This is a genomic window from Parabacteroides vesiculifaciens, from assembly GCF_049860805.1.
Lineage (GTDB): Bacteria > Bacteroidota > Bacteroidia > Bacteroidales > Tannerellaceae > Parabacteroides.
In genome coordinates this window covers 1,887,057-1,905,242 of the sequence record NZ_CP187555.1, presented here as the reverse complement: position 1 = coordinate 1,905,242, position 18,186 = coordinate 1,887,057, and the positions used below count along the sequence as shown (strand labels likewise).

Genomic DNA, 18,186 nt, shown 5'->3' with positions numbered 1-18,186 from the left:
ATTTAATAACATGAAGAAATCGATTCTTTTTACCTGTTTGGCTGTTTTGCTGGCGGCCTGTTCCGGAAGACCGGCTGCTACTGCTTCGGAAGAAGTAACGGTACAACCTGTCAACCTGATATTGGATACGGACTTGGGGCCGGATTATGACGATGTCGGTGCGATGGCTCTGATGCATGCGTTGGCAGATAGCGGACAAGTGAACATTTTAGCGACTGTTTCGTCTAATAAGGACGAGCACGTCGTACCCTGCATAGAAGTGCTGAACACCTATTTCAACCGACCGGACATTCCTGTCGGTGCCCCGAAAAGCGAGGGAGGCGCTTCGTTGACAACCTGGCATAAGACAAAGTGGACTGAAGAGCTTCCGGCCTGTTATCCGCATAAAACGGCAAAAACCTCGGATGCCCCGGATGCAGTGAAGGTCTATCGCCGGATTTTGAGCATGCAGCCAGATACCAGCGTTGTAGTCTGTACGATCGGTTTTTTCACCAACCTGAAAGACCTTTTGCTTTCCGGAGGTGACGAGTTCAGTCCGCTTTCTGGTCGTGATCTGGTCGCAAAGAAGGTGAAACGGGTGGTTTCGATGGCCGGTTTGTTTCCCGATGGGAAGGAATTTAATGTCTATTGCGATACCCCGGCATCCCGTATGGTGGCGGAGCAATGGCCTACGGAAATCATATTCAGCGGTTTTGAAATCGGGAATGTGATCTTTACCGGGAAGAAGCTGGTGCAGATGGATGTGGAGAACAGCCCGGTGAAAGACGCCTATTCGCTCTGTTTTGCCGAAGGCGATCCGGACGGTCGGATGAGCTGGGATCTCACGGCTGTGCTGGTGGCCGTCAAAGGATATGAACCCTATTACAATGTTGAGCGCGGGATATTCCGTGTTGTGAATGATGAAGGCGCCAATAGCTGGACACCGGACGGAAAAGGCAGGGATCTTCGCCTGATTGAGAAAGTGCCGGCGGCGGAAATGGCTGCTTTGATTGAAAGTTATATGATGCATCAACCTGTTTCAAAATAAGAAAGTTATGTTTATAGTACAAGATTATTCGTTGGCGATCCTGTTTTGCGTTGTCACAATGCTCTGTTGGGGATCGTGGGGAAATACACAGAAGCTGGCCTCGAAGACCTGGCGGTATGAATTTTTTTATTGGGATTATGTGATCGGAGTGTTGCTCTTTTCCATTCTTTCCGCTTTTACGTTGGGTAGTTTCGGCTCCGAGGGGCAGAGTTTCCTGCCTAACCTGGCACAAGCCGATATGGGGTCGTTAGGGAGCGCTTTTCTGGGTGGCATTATCTTTAATGCAGCCAATATCCTGTTGTCGGCGGCTATTGCGATTTGCGGCATGTCGGTGGCTTTTCCGGTCGGGATCGGGCTGGCGTTGGTATTAGGCGTATTGGTCAACTATTTCGGGGCGGCAAAAGGGGAACCTTTGTACATCTTTATCGGTGTAGCCCTGATCACGGTTGCCATCCTGCTGAACGGGCTGGCTTATAAGAAAGCGTTGGTCGGTTCGAAAAAAGTGTCGGGAAAGGGTATCTTTATTTCTATCGCAGCCGGTGTGATCATGGCTTTCTTCTACCGTTTTGTTGCGGCTTCGATGGATCTGGACAATTTTGCAGAGCCTGCTCCGGGCAAGCTGACGCCTTATACCGCTGTGTTTATCTTCTCTTTAGGCGTGTTTATTAGTAATTTTCTGTTCAATACGGTAGCCATGAAGCGTCCGGTGGAAGGTGAGCCGGTTTCTATCTCCGGTTATTTCAAGGGGAATGCCAGGACACACTTAGTGGGAATATTGGGTGGTGTTATCTGGTGTATCGGTCAGTCTTTCAGTATGATCGCTTCGGAAAAAGCCGGAGCTGCCATTTCGTACGGCCTGGGGCAGGGGGCGACGCTTGTATCCGCCCTTTGGGGGATTCTGGTGTGGCATGAGTTCAGGGGAGCTCCGCGGTCTTCGGATTATCTGAATGCCGGAATGTTCGTCCTGTTTGTGATCGGCTTGGGCTTCCTGATTTATGCCGGGGCATAATTTTATCCTTGCGATAAGTTATTTATCGCAAAAAAGCCTTACATTTGTCTTAGTTTCTTGTTTATTGGATATGTACAAAACTAAAAAGCAGGCTTTATGAAAGAGGATAATGATATTTTCAAGAAGTTCCGGGACTCTTTTAGTAAGATTGACGGACATTTCCATATATTAGAACAGCGCGTACCCGTAGAGCGGCAGATGGAATATTTTAAATATTCGGAAAAGATCAGGAAGGATCGGGATAAACCGGATGTGTCACAAATGGATTTCTCCGTTTTCGAGGATAGTCTGGACGATCCCGGATCGACTACGGAACATAAGAAGTATGTATTGTCTATGCTCGCTACTTCCCGGCAGGTAAAAGCATACCGGATTCTGGAAGAATATGCGCAGGCACCGGACCCGGATGTGGCGGACTGGGCGTATATGGCTTTGATGGAAAGCCGTATCGCCTTGGAGTCCGAACTGTCGGATGAGAAGCAGATATACATCTCTACCGGTTTGGGCGGACGAGGAGAAAAGTTACGCTTCTACGTGCTGATCCTGGCGAATGGGCTGAAGCCGTTCCTGGAGTACCAGAAGAAAGTGATCGAACGTGAATTCCCGTATTTCCTGGAGAAAGCGGATTGTGAGATCGAGCGGCTGACAATAGAAGAAAAGTACATGGAGTTGGTCTTTCTGATCCCGGTTCGCATAGATATCAAACAGACGCTCGATCAGGTGATCAACGAATGTAATGAGTACGGCAACTTCCTTTCCGATATTTTCACCATTACAAACGTGAAGGAGTTGTCGGCCGAGGAAGTGGAAGAGATTATAAAAAAGAATGGAGGAAACAGTCAAGCAAGCCATTAGATATGGTATAGTGGGTGTGAGTAATACGGTGATAACCGCCGCCGTCATCTGGATCATGATGAAGTTGTTCGGATGTTCGGATGTTGTTTCGAATGTGGTCGGTTATGTAGCAGGCGTATTGAATAGTTTTATATGGAATAAACAATGGACGTTCCGAAGTTCGGCGGGATGGATCGGTAGTGCCGTCCGTTTCGGTGTCGTGTTCGGGGTATGTTATCTGTTGCAGTTGGGACTATTAGTGTATGTCCTGAATCCATGCCTGTCGATCGACCCATATTATAACCAATTGATAGCAATGGCTTTTTACACGGTGATTAATTTTATCATGAATAAGTTTTATACGTTTAAAGCTTAAATGCAGATGAAGAAACTTGCGGTCATAGTCCCTTGTTATAACGAGGAATTAGTTATAGCCGAATCATACCGGCGTACACGGGAAGCGTTGCAGAAGCTCCCTGTCTTAACGGAAATAATCTATATCAACGACGGTAGCCGGGACCGGACGCGCCTGATGCTGGACGAGATCGCGGCCGCCGATCCACAAGTGAAGGTGATCCATTTCTCCCGTAACTTCGGACATCAGCCGGCCGTCACGGCAGGCATCAATAATTGTGATGCCGACCTGGCTGTTATCCTCGATGCCGACATGCAGGACCCTCCCGAACTCATCCCTTCCATTCTTGAATTGCAGGAAAAGGAACAGGCGAATGTCGTTTATTGCGTCCGCAAGTCCCGCGAAGGGGAAGGTTTTTTCAAGAAAGTGACGGCAAAGGCCTTTTACCGTATGCTGAACTATATGAGTGATGTGAATTTTCCGCTCGATACAGGCGATTTCCGTATGATAGACCGGAAGGTGATGGACCAGTTCGACCGTTTCCAGGAGCGCGGGAAATATATCCGCGGACTGATCAGCTGGGTCGGATTCAAGCAAGTTCCTTTCTATTACGAACGGGAGGCGCGCATCGCCGGGGAGACGAAATATCCGTTCAGCAAGATGTGGAAGTTCGCCACCACCGCCATGCTTTATTTCTCCAAAAAACCGTTGCGCCTGGCAACGAGCCTGGGATTCATAGCCGTTTTGGTCGGCATCATACTGGCCGTCTGGTTTACCTTAGGCAAGATATACGGCTTCAGCAATGCTGAAACGGGCTGGACCTCCATCATGACCTCCGTCATTTTTTTCGGCGGTGTCCAGTTGCTGACGGTCGGTGTACTGGGGCAATATGTCGGCATCCTGTTTGACGAGATCAAGGCACGTCCGGAATATATTATTGACGAGAAGAAGAACTTCTAATTGGATACTTGCTACCGGTACCATGTTTTCTTTTTTCATAAGGCAAAGAATTTAGATTACATCGGTGCTTGCCCGACGCAGATGACACCTCCCTCAATCCTGAATCTGGTTACTCGTGAATAAATACCCCGTTGATCCAAATCGTAGCCCTTTGTCCTTTGAATTTGAGCAGGACATAATTCGGATCGGTTGGTCCTAACGGGAAATGGGCGATAAACCAATCCTGCCAGAGCTCCTTTTTTGTTTCTGGATCGGTGACCACTTCGACTTCGCCGGTCAATGCCACGCTGTTGCCGTTTTCGCTATAGCATAAGCCCGCTTTGGGATTCAGGCGGAAATCTTTCGTTTTCAGGGAGTCGTTGCCGGTTGCCATCCAGACGACGGAATAGCCTTCCGATTTGACTTTACTCATGGGGACAGGGCGGGGATAGCCTTCTTCATTGACGGAAGTGATCACCACAACCTCGCAATGTTGCAACAACTGTTCTGCTTTTTCTTTGATAAGTTTCATATTTCAATGTTTTATTAGTTACGTGCAAATGTAGGGGCAGAACCTCTCCGCTCTATTGTAAAAAAACGACTTTTTCATTCCAGGTAAGTCAGCAGAACGTCGTCTGGAATAGGGTTCGAGAGGAAGGACGCCGGCGTGTTGCCCGATAACGGGCGGATTACCGAACAGATCTGCGTCACCAGCCTCCGGATATTCTCGCCGGCAAATTCCGGTTCCATCGCTTTCTCCAGAGAGACGGGACCCGGTGTGATCGAGAATACCCCCTGAAAGCCCGCCCGGTTCATCTGCTCCGTATCTTCTATGCATCCTGCAAGTACGATGACAGGGATGTGCTGCTTGCGAGCCTCTTCCAGGACACCGAAAGGCACTTTCCCCATTGCCGTCTGTCGGTCGGCGCGTCCTTCGCCCGTAAAGACCAGGTCGGCGCCCTTTATTTTCTCGCCGAAGTCCAGCGCGTCGAGCATCAGGCGGATGCCCGGTTTCAGCCCGGCATTCAGGAACGCGAGGAAACCGCCACCCATCCCTCCGGCTGCCCCGGCTCCGGGAACATCCGAAATGTCTTTGCCGGTAGCCGACCGGATAACCAGCGCAAGAGCCTGCATCCCTGCATCCAGTTCTTTGACCATCCCGGCATCGGCGCCCTTTTGCGGGGCGAAGACATAAGCCGCTCCATCAGGCCCGCAGAAAGGGTTGTGCACGTCGCAGGCAATCGTGAAACGGGCCCCCTTTAAAGCCGGATGCACGGCAGAAGTGTCGATAGAGGCCACCTGCGGCAAGATCCTGCCGCCAGTTCCCAACAGGTTCCCCTGCTTGTCCCGGAAACGGAACCCCAGGGCTTGCAGCATCCCTAACCCGGCATCGTTGGTAGCACTGCCTCCGATCCCCACGATAAACCGACGGCAACCCTGTTCGAGGGCATCGCGAATCAGTTCACCCGTCCCGTAAGTAGTCGTCAGCATCGGATTCCTTTTTTCTTCGGGAACGAGGGGCAAGCCGCTGACGGCCGCCATCTCGATCAGGGCTGTTTGCCCGTCGCCCGAAATACCGTACCGGCCTTGCATGGGTTCCATCAGGGGATCGTGTGCCGGCAGGGTCCGGTATTTCCCCTTGGTTGCGGAGACAAGTATGTCCAACATCCCTTCGCCTCCGTCGGCGACCGGAAACAGCAGGGTTTCGCAATCGGGAAAGATTGCTTTGACGCCTTTCATTACTGCGTTCCCGGCCTCTTCCGAGGTCAGGCAGCCTTTAAAAGAGTCGATGGCTATTACTACTTTATTCATTTGTACGTCTTATGATGCTTTAGATGATTTGTGCGTTCAAATGTATTTAAAGTTTGCGAGAAATGGCGGATTCCCGGCTGTTCTTTTTATTTTGCAGCCGGGTAGAGTGGTTTTCCCGCTTCGTCCACATCGATCCAGTGTTTGATGCTGACGTTTGGGAATAAGGCTGCCTTAAATATGGGTAGATGTGAATCATATTATGCCTATTGATATCTCTTTACTGTCTGGATTATGTTTGCAGAGAGGAGAATGTAGGCTCAGTTCAAAACGAACTAACTAAAGGCAAGGGTATCAAACAAGTCGCTATCCTGCCATCCCGGATTTGCCCGCCATGGCAAAGAGACTTTTGACACCCTCTTATCCTGTTATTTTATTTCGATCAGGAACTCCTTCTTCGGATGGCGGACCTTCTTCAAATCAACCAGCCAATCGCTTTCGGCATCCCGGTAACCAAGCGGCAACATCGTAACGCTGCGCAACCTCAATTCATGCAGGTTCAACAAGTCATCCAGCGCATCGTTGTCAAACCCTTCCATCGGAGTGGTGTCAACCCCCAGTTCGGCCGCCATCATCATGGCGAAAGCAAGGGCGATGTAAGATTGCCGTGCCGCATGCTCGAAGTTCTCTTCTGCAGGCCGGTTCAGGTAGGCGTCTTTCAGCCGGTCGGTATACGGTTTATAGCGATCCGGCTTCTGCCCGCGCTCGGACGAGATGTAATGATAGATATGATCGATCCGCTTGGCTGTATAATTATCCCATGCGGCGAACACCAGCAAGTGCGAACACTCCGCTACCTGAAGCTGATCGAATGCGATAGGGACAATTTTGTTTTTTAAATCATGATTGGTTATATCGATTATTTGGAACGGTTGTAAACCCGAAGATGTAGGGGCGAGCCAGGCTGCCTCTATGATTTTATCCACTAATTTCTGATCCACCTCTTTCGAAGGATCGAATTTCTTGACGGCGTACCGCCATTGAAGAGCTTTTAATAAATCCATTTCTATTCGTCTTTTTATAAAGTAAACAACTGATTCCGCTTAAATGTTATTTCCGTAATGAGAAAATTAAAGCAAAAACCCGGGCATTGCGGGAAAATATTTGCTTGCCTGTTGTTTATCCTGCCGTTCTTCTTCTGCGCGGGTGCTGCGGGGCAGGACATTGTGAGACGTTCGATCTATCCGCAGGATATGAAGAACAAAAGTAATCTATATAATAAGCTGTGGGGCGTGCACTACCGGGCGCTCTATTCGACTCCGGTCACTGCCGATGCCGTTACGCTGCAATCGCTCCAGGGCGGGATGGATGTTATGGATCAGGCGGCGGATTTTCATGCTCTGATTGTTGCGAACCGGCAGAACCGGCTGTATATGCTCAAGCCGTTGGGTGGTTCGACCAGTTTTCTCGAATCCAAGTTCTTCCGCGAGATGTATAATAAGAATGATTTCAAGGGAACGTATCTCGATGAGTTTATCGGGGATGCCTATACCATTATAAATCCTTATACCTTCCTTGCTGCCGACCGGATGGCAAAATCGGCCGGCCTGAACTTCAACAACTCCCGTATCTATTTCATGCAAGGTGGGATGGAGAGAGATACGATTGCCAACGGGACCGATATCGGCAATAAGTTAGTCAGCCTCCGGGATGTGCCCGACACCGCGACCCAAAAGAACATATTCTCTACCGGCGCGTTGCTCGAACAGATCCGGCAGGACAAATCCCGCCAAGTAAACCAGGAAGAGTATATCGCCGAACGTCTGTATGACATGCTGATCGGGGATTGGAACAAAATCCCCGAAAACTGGAACTGGCAGGCGGTCCCTACGGCCGACAGTCTCCTGTTCAGCCCGATCGTCATCGACCGGAGCCACGCCTTTACCAAAGTCGACGGCCTTCTTTTCAAACGGATGCTGAAAGTGCTGGGGCTCGGCTTTATCACGAACTACAGCAACCATCCGAAAGATATCGGGAAGATAAACACGCTCGGCTATACGCTCGATATGGCGTTGGCAAGCAGCGCGGACGAATCCGCATGGAGGGCACAGGCCCTCGCTCTCCAAAAGCGCCTGTCCGATCCGGTTATCGATGAGGCGTTTTTGGCTCTCCCGCCGGAGATACAGGGAGCCGAGACGGAGGCCATAAAAAAGAAACTGCTGATCCGTCGCGACAGTCTCCCGTATATGGCACGCCACTATTATAAAAAATTACAACGTACACCTGTCCTGACCGGGACGGAAGGAGACGACCGGATCGTGCTTGAACGTTTCGGACGCGACAGCCTGCTGGTCCGTATCTACCCGAAAGGAAGTCCCGTCCCTTCCTTCCAAAAGAAATACTCCGCCGCCGATACCGAGCAAATCTGGCTGTACGGCCTGGGCGGTAACGATGAATACGAGGTAAGGGGAAAGGCGCGGCGGGAGTTCCCCGTCTACCTGATTGCAGGATCTGGGCAGAACACCTACAAGATGGACCAGGCCCGTAAGATTCGCATCTACGCCTGCGAATCCGACCGCGAGCGGCTGAAAGATGTTACCGGCGTCCATAAAATCATATCAGACAATCCGGCCATCCATACCTATGACTATAAAAAGGTCAAATATAGAGAAACAGACTTCACGCCGTGGGGTTTTTATGATTCGGACGTAGGCTTTAGCTTAGGGGCTTTCTTTACTTATACGATGTACGGGTTCAAACAATCCCCGTTTACGTTCCGGCACCGTATCGGATATAACTATCTGCGCGGTTTTATGTATCAGGGGACTTTCCCTTTTTACGATGAACGGAAAAGTTTCAATCTGGACGCCTTTATCGCTTCGCCCCGCAACTTCTTCAACTTCTTCGGGTACGGAAACAATTCGGAAGGCTTTAAAGACGAGGGAAAAACATATAACCGCGTCACTCTCCGCCAGTATTCGGTGGTCCCTTCCTTCCGTATGGAGATAGAGAAGAACCGGCAATTGACTTTGTCCGCCACTTTCGAAATATACAAGGCGAAACATACTGAAGGCCGGTATATCGACCAGGCGCTACCCGGCGACCACCCTATGTTCGGTATGAACTTGTTCGCCGGGGTAGAGGCATCCTGGCAGATCAGGATGCCTCCGGCCGCTTTTATCCCGGTGCTGGAAGTAGGAGCTTCGTCCGGCTGGAAAATAAACCTGAAGGATGCGAGGCGCAACTTCCCGTACTCTGACGTGAACCTTTCCGCAACGTTTCGCTGCTCCGACCGCTTTTCGATCGAGACAGGAGCGGAAGCGAAGCTGCTGTATAGCAACCAATACGATTTCTACCAGGCTGCCGGCATCACGTTGCGCGGGTTCCGGGACAACCGCTTCATCGGCAAGCAATCTTTCTACCAACATACCGACTTTCGTTTAGATATGGGAAAAATCAGGAATCCGTTCACGCCGCTCAAGTACGGGCTGTTCGCCGGCTTCGACTACGGCCGTGTCTGGTTTCCCGGCGAACATTCCCGACGGTGGCATACCTCCTACGGCGGCGGCTTCTGGCTGACGATCGTCAATAAGGTGACGACACAATACTCCTGCTTCGGTTCCGAGGACGGGGCGCGTTTTCTGTTTGCAATAGGGCTGGGCATTTGAACCCTTTTTGTAGGATTAAGATCGATGTTCTAACATTGATTATGGATGAAATAATATGAACCTCATTTAGCGAGGAGCTATTCTATTCTGCTTTTTAACGTTATAAATATCAATACCGGATTATCATCTTCATCCACTCCCGGTACTTTCCCTTCGACAGCGGTTGGAGCGTCGATAAACGAGGCGACAGTATTCCCATAGATGTATAAGGATCTTGAGTTCAGCCGTATCTTTTTCCCCGAGGGGAGTCTGACCGGCAATCCCCATTCCCCGTTTTCGTTCGTGAAACGCGACAGGATCTTGTTGTCTGTCCGGCTCCATATCTCATCGTAAAAACGGTTTTCCCGCATATAGGTGATTAGGTAGTAGCCCGGTACTGAGGAAAGCCACATCGCCCGGATATAGGGAGAACCCTGCTCGGTCATTTCCATCGGTTTCTTTGCTTCTTCTTCGGGCAGTTTGTATTCGCCTTTCCTGAAAATACAGAGCGGCCGTATGCCTTTCCCGTTAACAGCGAATACGGTGTCTTCGTTTGCATAGTGGATAATGGCCTCGTCGCGGTTTCTGCAATAATTGAATTGCCAAGTCAGGCACATCCGTTCCATATCTGTCAAGGCGGAATCCATCGGGAACAAACTTTCGCGGATATTCAGTTCTTTATCCGTAATATAAAGTTTGTAGGCGGCATCGTTTTGCCCTCTGGCTACGGTATAGTTGTCCGATATGAGCAGAGGGGTCGTAATCTCCTTGTCTTTCAGGGAAATCTCCTGTTTCAGGTTCCCTTCCAGGTCATAGACGATATATTTGTTCCCTCTTTGGTCGAACACCTGGATGGTCGATTCCTGCGGATTGACGTGCACATAGGTGATCATGGAATATTCGCCCGGACCTTGTCCCTTTTTCGAAAAAGAGCGGATGACTTTGCCCTGCTTGTCCGTAAGGAAAATCGAATTCGTATTATGGTCTGCCATGCAGTTAAAATCCGGCCCGCTGTAGACAATCTGGGCGGAACCGAAGACCTCACCCGATGCACTCGATACAGGGATATAGGTGATCTGTTCGGCGATACTGTTCCAAGTGAACGTATCGGGGATATGTTTTCCGATAGCTGCTCCTAAATCGAATTCGGGAAGGACTATCTTTTCCGGATTCATCTTGCATCCGGTAGCGATTGACAATAAAACCAGAGGAATGGCAAAAAAGGTTGTTTTCATAATGTTTCGTTTATTTAGGTATATGAATGACTACTTATGCAAAAGTACATAAATAATATGATTTATCGGATATGGATAGGGCGGACCGCACCAAATTTATTTTTAAGCGATACGATCTTATGGACTACATAATATAAGGAATAATCTATCCCTGCTACAAGAAAACTTATCTACATAGGCATAAAAAACATCGGAGTGCCTGTCAATTCTGTAATCAGTGCCAGTGATTATAAAATCAGTGCCAGCAATTATATAATCACAACCACTGATTATAAAATCACTGACACCGATTACAGAATTAGCAGGCACTTAAGAAAGAATTATTCGGGACAAAAACGTTTTTTTCTCTCCATAGAAATAAAGAATTGTTACTGCTGGATTTGGTGCGGTTGCCCTAGTAATTTTCCATTTTCAACTCTTTATTATCAATTAATTATTACCTTTGTGCCGCTTTTTACGTGAAGAAGCGGAAATATGTTTAATCAGTATTGGTAAAGGGAAATCTGTCTATGCAAAAATCTGACTGCATCATCGGTGTGGAGCATGTGTCTAAATTCTTTGGAGACAAGGCCGTATTGGATGATGTGAATTTGTCTGTCCGCAAGGGCGAGTTTGTAACCATTCTGGGGCCGTCCGGTTGCGGGAAGACGACACTGTTGCGCCTGATAGCCGGATTCCAGACTGCTTCTGAGGGTGTCATAACCATTGCGGGAAAGGAAATCACGCAAACGCCTCCTCATAAACGTCCGGTCAATACCGTATTTCAGAAATACGCCCTGTTCCCCCATCTGAATGTATTCAACAATATCGCTTTCGGCCTGAAGCTGAAAAAACTCCCGGCGGCCGTTATCGAGAAAAAGGTGAAACAAGCCCTCAAGATGGTGGGAATGACCGATTATGAATATCGTGATGTGGACTCTCTTTCCGGTGGCCAACAACAACGCGTTGCCATTGCCAGGGCTATCGTGAACGAACCGGAGGTGCTCCTGCTCGATGAACCGCTGGCGGCCCTCGATCTCAAGATGCGCAAAGATATGCAGATGGAGTTGAAAGAGATGCATAAATCCCTCGGAATTACCTTTATCTATGTCACCCACGATCAGGAGGAAGCTCTTACCCTGAGCGACACGATCGTCGTGATGAGCGAGGGGAAGATCCAGCAGATCGGGACGCCTATCGACATCTACAACGAACCGATCAACTCGTTTGTCGCCGACTTCATCGGCGAAAGCAACATCCTGAACGGGCTGATGATCAAAGATAAAGCGGTGTTTTTTGCCGGGCATGAGTTCGAATGTGTGGACGAAGGTTTCGGCGAACAGGCCCCGGTGGATGTCGTGCTCCGCCCGGAAGATATTTATATTTTCGAGCCGTCGGAAGCCGCCATGCTGACCGGGACGGTTACGTCCTCCATTTTCAAAGGCGTTCACTACGAAATGATGGTGCAGACGCCCGAAGGCTATGAGTTCATGGTGCAGGACTACCATTGTTTCGAGGCCGGGCAGGAAGTCGGTTTGCTGGTCAAACCGTTCGATATCCACGTGATGAAAAAGGAACGCATCTGCAATACGTTCGAAGGAAAGATGGTCGACGCCACGCATGTGGAATTTTTGGGCTGTACGTTCGAGTGCGGCGAGGTGTCCGGTATAGAGCCGGAAACGCCCGTGCAGGTCGAAGTGGACTTTGACCGCGTCGTCTTGGAAGACAACGAAGAAGACGGTCGCCTGACCGGAGAAGTGAAATTTATCCTCTATAAAGGCAACCATTACCATCTGACGGTGTTTACCGACTGGGACGAAGATATCTTTGTCGACACGAACGATGTTTGGGACGACGGCGACCGGGTCGGTATTACGATCGCTCCCGGGGATATACGGATTGTTCAATCAACTAAAAAGGAAGGAAGTGATAAATAAGATCTCGGCTTTTTTTATGCGGCGCAGGAACTGGACGATTCCTTATGCTCTGTTTTTGGCTGTCTTTGTGGTGATGCCCCTGTTGTTGATCGTGCTTTATGCCTTTACTGATGCCGACGGAGCGTTCACGTTTGCTAATTTCCGTAAGTTCATGATGCATCCCGAGGCGATGAACACATTCGTCTATTCGATCGGGATTGCGATTATCACGACGCTGGTCTGTCTTATCCTGGGTTATCCGGCAGCTTATATCCTGAGCCATGAGCGTTTTAACACCTCGCGTACGATGGTCGTACTGTTTATCCTCCCGATGTGGGTGAACATCCTGATCCGTACGCTGGCTACGGTGGCCTTGTTCGATTTTCTGAACCTGCCGTTGGGAGAGGGGGCGCTGGTCTTCGGTATGGTGTATAACTTCCTTCCGTTCATGATTTATCCGATTTATAATACGTTGCAGAAGATGGATCGCAGCCTGATCGAAGCCGCCCAGGATCTGGGGGCAAACCCGTTCCAGGTTTTTATGAAGACGATCCTGCCTCTTTCCATGCCCGGCGTGATGAGCGGGATCGTAATGGTTTTCATGCCGACGGTTTCCACTTTTGCCATTGCCGAGTTGCTGACGATGAATAATATCAAACTGTTCGGTACGACCGTGCAGGAAAACATCTATAACGGTATGTGGAACTATGGCGCGGCGCTTTCCCTGATCATGTTGTTGCTGATCGGCGTTACCATCCTCTTTACGAATGAAGAGGACAACGCTTCAAATGAAGGAGGGGGTGTGATATGATGGCGAAATGGATGGCAAAAGGATACCTGTGGCTGCTGTTGGCACTGCTCTATTCCCCGATTCTGATTATTATGATTTTCTCGTTTACCGAAGCGAAAGTGCTGGGGAACTGGACGGGATTCTCAACCAAACTGTATAGTTCGCTGTTTAACGGAGGCGTGCAGCGTTCGTTGGTCAGTGCATTGTGGAATACGTTCGCCATTGCGATGATTGCGGCAACCGTCTCCACGCTCTTAGGCAGCATTGCGGCGATCGGCATTTTCAACCTGCGGTCGAGGACGCGCCAGGTGATGAATTTTGCCAATGCGATCCCGATGATGAATGCCGATATTATTACGGGTGTGTCTCTTTTCCTGCTGTTCGTAAGTTTTGGCGTTTCGCAGGGATTCACGACGGTCGTGCTGGCGCATATTACATTCTGTACGCCCTACGTGGTACTGAGCGTGATGCCCCGCTTGAAAAAGATGAACCAGAATGTGTATGAAGCGGCGCTCGATCTCGGGGCGACTCCTTTCCAGGCGTTACGTAAGGTGATCCTGCCGGAGATCCGTCCCGGAATGATCAGCGGCTTTATACTTGCATTCACGCTTTCGATCGATGATTTTGCCGTTACCATCTTTACGATCGGCAACGAGGGGCTGGAAACCCTTTCGACCTTTATTTATGCGGATGCCCGCAAGGGAGGGCTGACGCCGGAATTGCGTCCGCTGTCGACCATCATCTTCGTGACGGTGCTTGTCCTTCTGATCGTGATTAATAAACGGGCGGAGAAGTCCAAAAGCTAATGAAGAGAAGCAGGAAATGAATAAACTGATTACAATAATAGCAGGTTGTATGCTCCTTCTGGGCCTGATGTCCTCATGCGGACGTACGGATGAGGAGCGTAGCCATATTCTGAAAGTCTATAACTGGGGAGATTATATCGACGAGGATGTTCTGGCCGAATTTCCCGCCTGGTACAAGGAACAGACCGGCGAAGATATCCGGATCATCTACCAAGTGTTCGATATCAACGAAATCATGCTCACCAAGATCGAACGCGGGCATGAGGATTTCGACCTGATCTGTCCGTCCGAATACATCATCGAACGGATGTTGAAGAAAAACCTCCTTCTCCCGATAGACCGGAATTTCGGAAAGACGCCGGATTACCTGCACAATGTCTCTCCCTATATTCAGCAACAACTGAACAAACTGAGCCAGCCGGGACGGAAAACGACCGATTATGTCGTTCCCTATATGTGGGGTACGGCAGGTATTCTTTATAATAAGAAGTTCGTTTCCGGAGATACGGTCAAAAGTTGGGAATGCCTTTGGGACCCTGAGTTCAGGAATAAGATCCTGATGAAAGACAGTTATCGCGATGCCTACGGTACGGCTATTATCTATGCCCATGCGAAGGAACTGGCGGACGGAACCGTGACCGTCGAACAACTGATGAACGATAATTCCCCTGAAGCCATCGCCCTTGCCGAAGAATACCTGAAGAAGATGAAACCCAACATTGCCGGTTGGGAAGCCGATTTTGGCAAGGAGATGATGACGAAAGGCAAAGCGTGGCTTAATTTTACCTGGAGCGGCGATGCGGTCTGGGCAATGGACGAAGCGGAGACCGTCGGGGTGGAGCTGGACTACGAAGTGCCCCGCGAAGGCAGCAATATCTGGTATGATGGCTGGGCGATCCCGAAATATGCCCGTAACGTAAAGGCCGCCAGCTATTTCATGGACTATCTTTGCCGTCCGGACATCGCTTTGCGGAATATGGATGCGATCGGCTACGTCAGTGCCATCGCGACTCCCGAAATAATGGAGGCCAAGATCGACCCGGCGATCGGGGAGGTTTCCGACCTGAGCTATTTCTTCGGTCCCGGTGCGGATAGCCTCCGGATCAATCCGGTGCAATATCCCGACCGCAAGGTAGTGGAACGTTGTGCCATGATCCGCGATTTCGGAGACCGGACGGAACTGGTCCTCGAGATGTGGAGCCGCGTGAAAGGCGATAACCTGAATACCGGAATCGTCTTGTTGATTTTTGCCGTATTCGGAGTGTTATTTGTTTGGCTCGTGTATCGCCGGATACGTGAATATAAACAGCAGCAACGGCATCACAGACGTCGCCGCCGCTGGAAACGTAAATAGTTGGAATCATAAATTTTCAATTAAATAAATGGAAGGCATTAAGAATTTGGTTATAGATTTCGGCGGCGTGATTATCAACCTCACCCGTAACCGGTGTATTGAAGCGTTCGAGAGTTTGGGAGTGGCCGATATACGCGAGCAGATTGTCAACAACTACCAGCATAAAGATCTCTTTATGAAGATAGAGCTCGGTTCCATAACGACCGCCGAGTTCCGCGACGGCATCCGCCATTTGACGCGGCAACCGTTGACGGACGAGCAGATCGATGCCGCCTGGATCGCCATGCTCGATGATGTGCCGGATTATAAGCTGGATCTTCTGCTCGACCTGAGGAAGCGTTACAATACGATGCTGCTCAGCAATACTAACGAGATTCATTGGGACTGGTCCGAAAAGACCTGTTTCTCCTATAAAGGCCATCATGCTTCCGACTTTTTCAATCATATCTATCTTTCCTACCGGCTCCACATGCTGAAACCTGATGCCGATATTTTCGAATATGTCCTGCAAAACGCCGGCATCCGCCCCGAAGAAACCTTATTTATAGACGATGCCGTCCCCAACTGCCGCACGGCCGAGTCGCTGGGTTTCCACACCTATACGCCCCAACCTCGCGAAGACTGGTCTCATCTGTTTGTTAATTAACTTATTTCGGACAACCATATCGGCCGTTGTTTGTTTTCATTAGACAAAAAACGAAACAAATAATGGTAGTTATGAATAAGTTAATGCTAACGGTACTTGCCGCCTCCGCTTTGTTCGGCAGTTGCTCCAAAGACGATGATGATAAGATTCCGAATACTGAAGAACTCGTTTCGCCGGAATTGTTGAACATGGCCGTCTCTTCGACTACTGCATTTACCGGGGGATTGATGGTCTATCCTTGTATGCCGGATACTTCCATCTATATCGGTAATTATAATAAGAACGGACAACTCAGTGTGATTAATGCCAACTATACGGTGGTTAATGGTTTAGCTACCTCTATCCAGTCTCCTGTCCGCCTTCCGGTGGGCGATTATAATTTCCTTTATTGGGGTGTTTTGAAGAATAGCCAGGTTGATTCGACCTACGATGCAAGCTCGGTGACCGAACCCGGTCTGAGGCAAGGGGCTAACCTGGCGGAGTTGTTTTATTCGCTTCGCAAAGAGAGTTATTCCGACACCACCTATACCCCTGTTTATGACTTCGTACATGCTGTCCAAACGCTTCATGTCGGAACGGACAAGATGGAGGCGACACTGCAAAGAGCGGTTGCCGGCCTGCGCGTGACTATCCTCAATTACGACGGCTCGACTATGGATTCAAGCATCGCTTCTTGCCGCATCCTGGTGAGCAGTATTGCCGGCAAACTGAATTATTATACGGCTGAACCTTCCGATTTCAGCAAAACGGTCGCTTTCCCGCTGACCGTATCGGGCGACAGCCTTACGATGTCGGCCAATTCGACCGTGATGTTATTCCCTTCCGGAGATGCGCCTGAACTGTCGATCCTTCTGAATTTGAAGAACGGACAGGAGAAAGTCTATCGCAAGCCGCTTGCCGGTCCCCTGGCGGCAGGGACACGGTTGGTCTTGCGCATATCGCTGGGCGACCTGTTTGTGGAGGAAGGTTCCTCACACGGTTTCGAGGTCAAAGACTGGAATGAAAAGACGGAATCTCTCGATTTTCCGGTCAACTAAAGATCCTTTACTTTCAATATATTGTATGATGTTCCCACGTCATACACATCATTCCCGTCTACCTTCTTGATGTATTTCACTACACGGATGGTGACGGGAAGGATTATTACTTCATAGAGTGATTTCAACACCGCCTGCGTACCGATCATGATGAAAAGTTCACCGACCGGTATCAGCCCGGCGAAAGCGATCGGGAAGAAGATCATCGAATCGGCACTCTCGCCGACCAACGTAGAGACAATGGCCCGTAAAGAAAAATGCTTTCCGGCCGAAGCAATTTTCATCTTACTCATCACATAAGCATTCAGGAACGAGCCGACCAAGAAAGCGATCAGGCTGGCTGTGGCGATACGCGGGGCCATCCCGAACACAAAGTTAAAACCTTTTTCGCCTTCCCAGAAAGGGGCGGCGGGCAGCATAACAGCTAATTGTGCGAATCCGATTACCAGGAAATTCGAAGCGAATCCGCTCCAGATAATCAGGCGTGCTTTTTTGAATCCCCATACTTCGGCTATGCAGTCATTGATGATATACGAGATCGGGAAAACGATCAGTCCGGCAGTGGCGGTAATGCCGAATACCTGGACGACTTTGGTTTCTAACAGGTTGGAAGCTACCAGGCAGATATTGAACAGGATGCCTAACAGCATAAACGGTACGGTTACAGTGGATGTCTTCTGCATATTTCTTGTTTTTAACGAGGTTTATCAAGCACTCGGTGAATAATGTAAAGGAATGCCTTTGCCATTCCGGGGGGCAAAGATAGTGATATTTTACTTTTCTTATTGTTTTATCCGTGAAAAGAGTTATATTTGCGGTACTCAACATATTATCCAAGATGCGGTGAACCTGCATCTGATTCG

General features: G+C 49.4%; 17 protein-coding genes. 12 read left to right on the top strand and 5 right to left on the bottom strand.

Going from position 1 to position 18,186, the window contains the following annotated elements; all coding sequences use genetic code 11:
* Window positions 1-10: 10 nt before the first annotated feature.
* The 5 genes from ACPYIV_RS07810 (at window position 11) to ACPYIV_RS07790 (ending at window position 4,185) form a co-directional block, all read left to right on the top strand.
* Complete coding sequence (locus ACPYIV_RS07810) at window positions 11-1,027, top strand: nucleoside hydrolase (protein WP_293732917.1); 1,017 nt, start codon at window positions 11-13, stop codon at window positions 1,025-1,027.
* 7 nt (window positions 1,028-1,034) lie between these two features.
* Window positions 1,035-2,036 carry a GRP family sugar transporter gene (locus ACPYIV_RS07805; RefSeq protein WP_293732916.1) on the top strand — a complete coding sequence of 334 codons (1,002 nt, stop codon included), beginning with the start codon at window positions 1,035-1,037 and terminating at the stop codon, window positions 2,034-2,036.
* Window positions 2,037-2,132: 96 nt separating this feature from the next.
* On the top strand, window positions 2,133-2,891 hold the full coding sequence (locus tag ACPYIV_RS07800; protein ID WP_293732915.1) for a hypothetical protein: 759 nt from the start codon (window positions 2,133-2,135) through the stop codon (window positions 2,889-2,891).
* Window positions 2,863-3,246, top strand: a complete 384-nt coding sequence (locus ACPYIV_RS07795; RefSeq protein WP_293732914.1) for a GtrA family protein — start codon at window positions 2,863-2,865, stop codon at window positions 3,244-3,246. Before ACPYIV_RS07800 ends, ACPYIV_RS07795 begins: the two co-directional genes overlap by 29 nt.
* A gap of 6 nt (window positions 3,247-3,252) precedes the next feature.
* Window positions 3,253-4,185 carry a glycosyltransferase family 2 protein gene (locus tag ACPYIV_RS07790; protein WP_293732913.1) on the top strand — a complete coding sequence of 311 codons (933 nt, stop codon included), beginning with the start codon at window positions 3,253-3,255 and terminating at the stop codon, window positions 4,183-4,185.
* 109 nt (window positions 4,186-4,294) lie between these two features.
* On the opposite strand, the gene ACPYIV_RS07785 is transcribed toward ACPYIV_RS07790, so the two are convergent.
* The 3 genes from ACPYIV_RS07785 to ACPYIV_RS07775 all read right to left on the bottom strand — a co-directional run bounded on the left by ACPYIV_RS07785 (window position 4,295) and on the right by ACPYIV_RS07775 (window position 6,977).
* Window positions 4,295-4,696, bottom strand: a complete 402-nt coding sequence (locus ACPYIV_RS07785; RefSeq protein WP_293732912.1) for a pyridoxamine 5'-phosphate oxidase family protein — start codon at window positions 4,694-4,696, stop codon at window positions 4,295-4,297.
* 74 nt (window positions 4,697-4,770) lie between these two features.
* Complete coding sequence (locus ACPYIV_RS07780) at window positions 4,771-5,976, bottom strand: glycerate kinase (protein WP_425886269.1); 1,206 nt, start codon at window positions 5,974-5,976, stop codon at window positions 4,771-4,773.
* 365 nt (window positions 5,977-6,341) lie between these two features.
* Window positions 6,342-6,977, bottom strand: coding sequence for a nitroreductase family protein (locus ACPYIV_RS07775; protein ID WP_301705574.1), 636 nt, complete (start codon window positions 6,975-6,977; stop codon window positions 6,342-6,344).
* Window positions 6,978-7,034: 57 nt separating this feature from the next.
* On the opposite strand from ACPYIV_RS07775, the gene ACPYIV_RS07770 reads away from it, so the two are divergent.
* Complete coding sequence (locus ACPYIV_RS07770; RefSeq protein WP_425886268.1) at window positions 7,035-9,581, top strand: hypothetical protein; 2,547 nt, start codon at window positions 7,035-7,037, stop codon at window positions 9,579-9,581.
* A gap of 77 nt (window positions 9,582-9,658) precedes the next feature.
* Here ACPYIV_RS07770 and ACPYIV_RS07765 read toward each other — a convergent pair whose 3' ends face one another.
* Entirely contained in the window at window positions 9,659-10,795 is a 1,137-nt protein-coding gene (locus tag ACPYIV_RS07765; RefSeq protein WP_425886267.1) for a 6-bladed beta-propeller, read from the bottom strand.
* A 509-nt stretch (window positions 10,796-11,304) separates the two neighbouring features.
* Here ACPYIV_RS07765 and potA point away from each other — a divergent pair.
* From potA to ACPYIV_RS07735, 6 genes are all read left to right on the top strand, one after another.
* On the top strand, window positions 11,305-12,711 hold the full coding sequence (gene potA / locus ACPYIV_RS07760) for a polyamine ABC transporter ATP-binding protein (protein WP_293734782.1): 1,407 nt from the start codon (window positions 11,305-11,307) through the stop codon (window positions 12,709-12,711).
* A gap of 16 nt (window positions 12,712-12,727) precedes the next feature.
* Window positions 12,728-13,501, top strand: a complete 774-nt coding sequence (locus tag ACPYIV_RS07755) for an ABC transporter permease (protein ID WP_293734789.1) — start codon at window positions 12,728-12,730, stop codon at window positions 13,499-13,501.
* Window positions 13,498-14,286 carry an ABC transporter permease gene (locus ACPYIV_RS07750; protein ID WP_293734783.1) on the top strand — a complete coding sequence of 263 codons (789 nt, stop codon included), beginning with the start codon at window positions 13,498-13,500 and terminating at the stop codon, window positions 14,284-14,286. The genes ACPYIV_RS07755 and ACPYIV_RS07750 overlap by 4 nt, the downstream gene beginning before the upstream one ends.
* Before the next feature lie 16 nt (window positions 14,287-14,302).
* Complete coding sequence (locus ACPYIV_RS07745) at window positions 14,303-15,640, top strand: ABC transporter substrate-binding protein (RefSeq protein WP_293741050.1); 1,338 nt, start codon at window positions 14,303-14,305, stop codon at window positions 15,638-15,640.
* A 28-nt stretch (window positions 15,641-15,668) separates the two neighbouring features.
* Window positions 15,669-16,286: an HAD family hydrolase gene (locus ACPYIV_RS07740; RefSeq protein ID WP_293734785.1), complete on the top strand. Its 618-nt coding sequence runs from the start codon at window positions 15,669-15,671 to the stop codon at window positions 16,284-16,286.
* Window positions 16,287-16,357: 71 nt separating this feature from the next.
* A complete protein-coding gene (locus tag ACPYIV_RS07735; protein WP_293734786.1) occupies window positions 16,358-17,323 on the top strand; it encodes a FimB/Mfa2 family fimbrial subunit in 966 nt (321 codons plus the stop codon).
* Here ACPYIV_RS07735 and ACPYIV_RS07730 read toward each other — a convergent pair.
* Entirely contained in the window at window positions 17,320-18,006 is a 687-nt protein-coding gene (locus tag ACPYIV_RS07730) for a queuosine precursor transporter (RefSeq protein WP_293741048.1), read from the bottom strand. The genes ACPYIV_RS07735 and ACPYIV_RS07730 overlap by 4 nt on opposite strands.
* Between the last annotated feature and the right edge of the window lie 180 nt (window positions 18,007-18,186).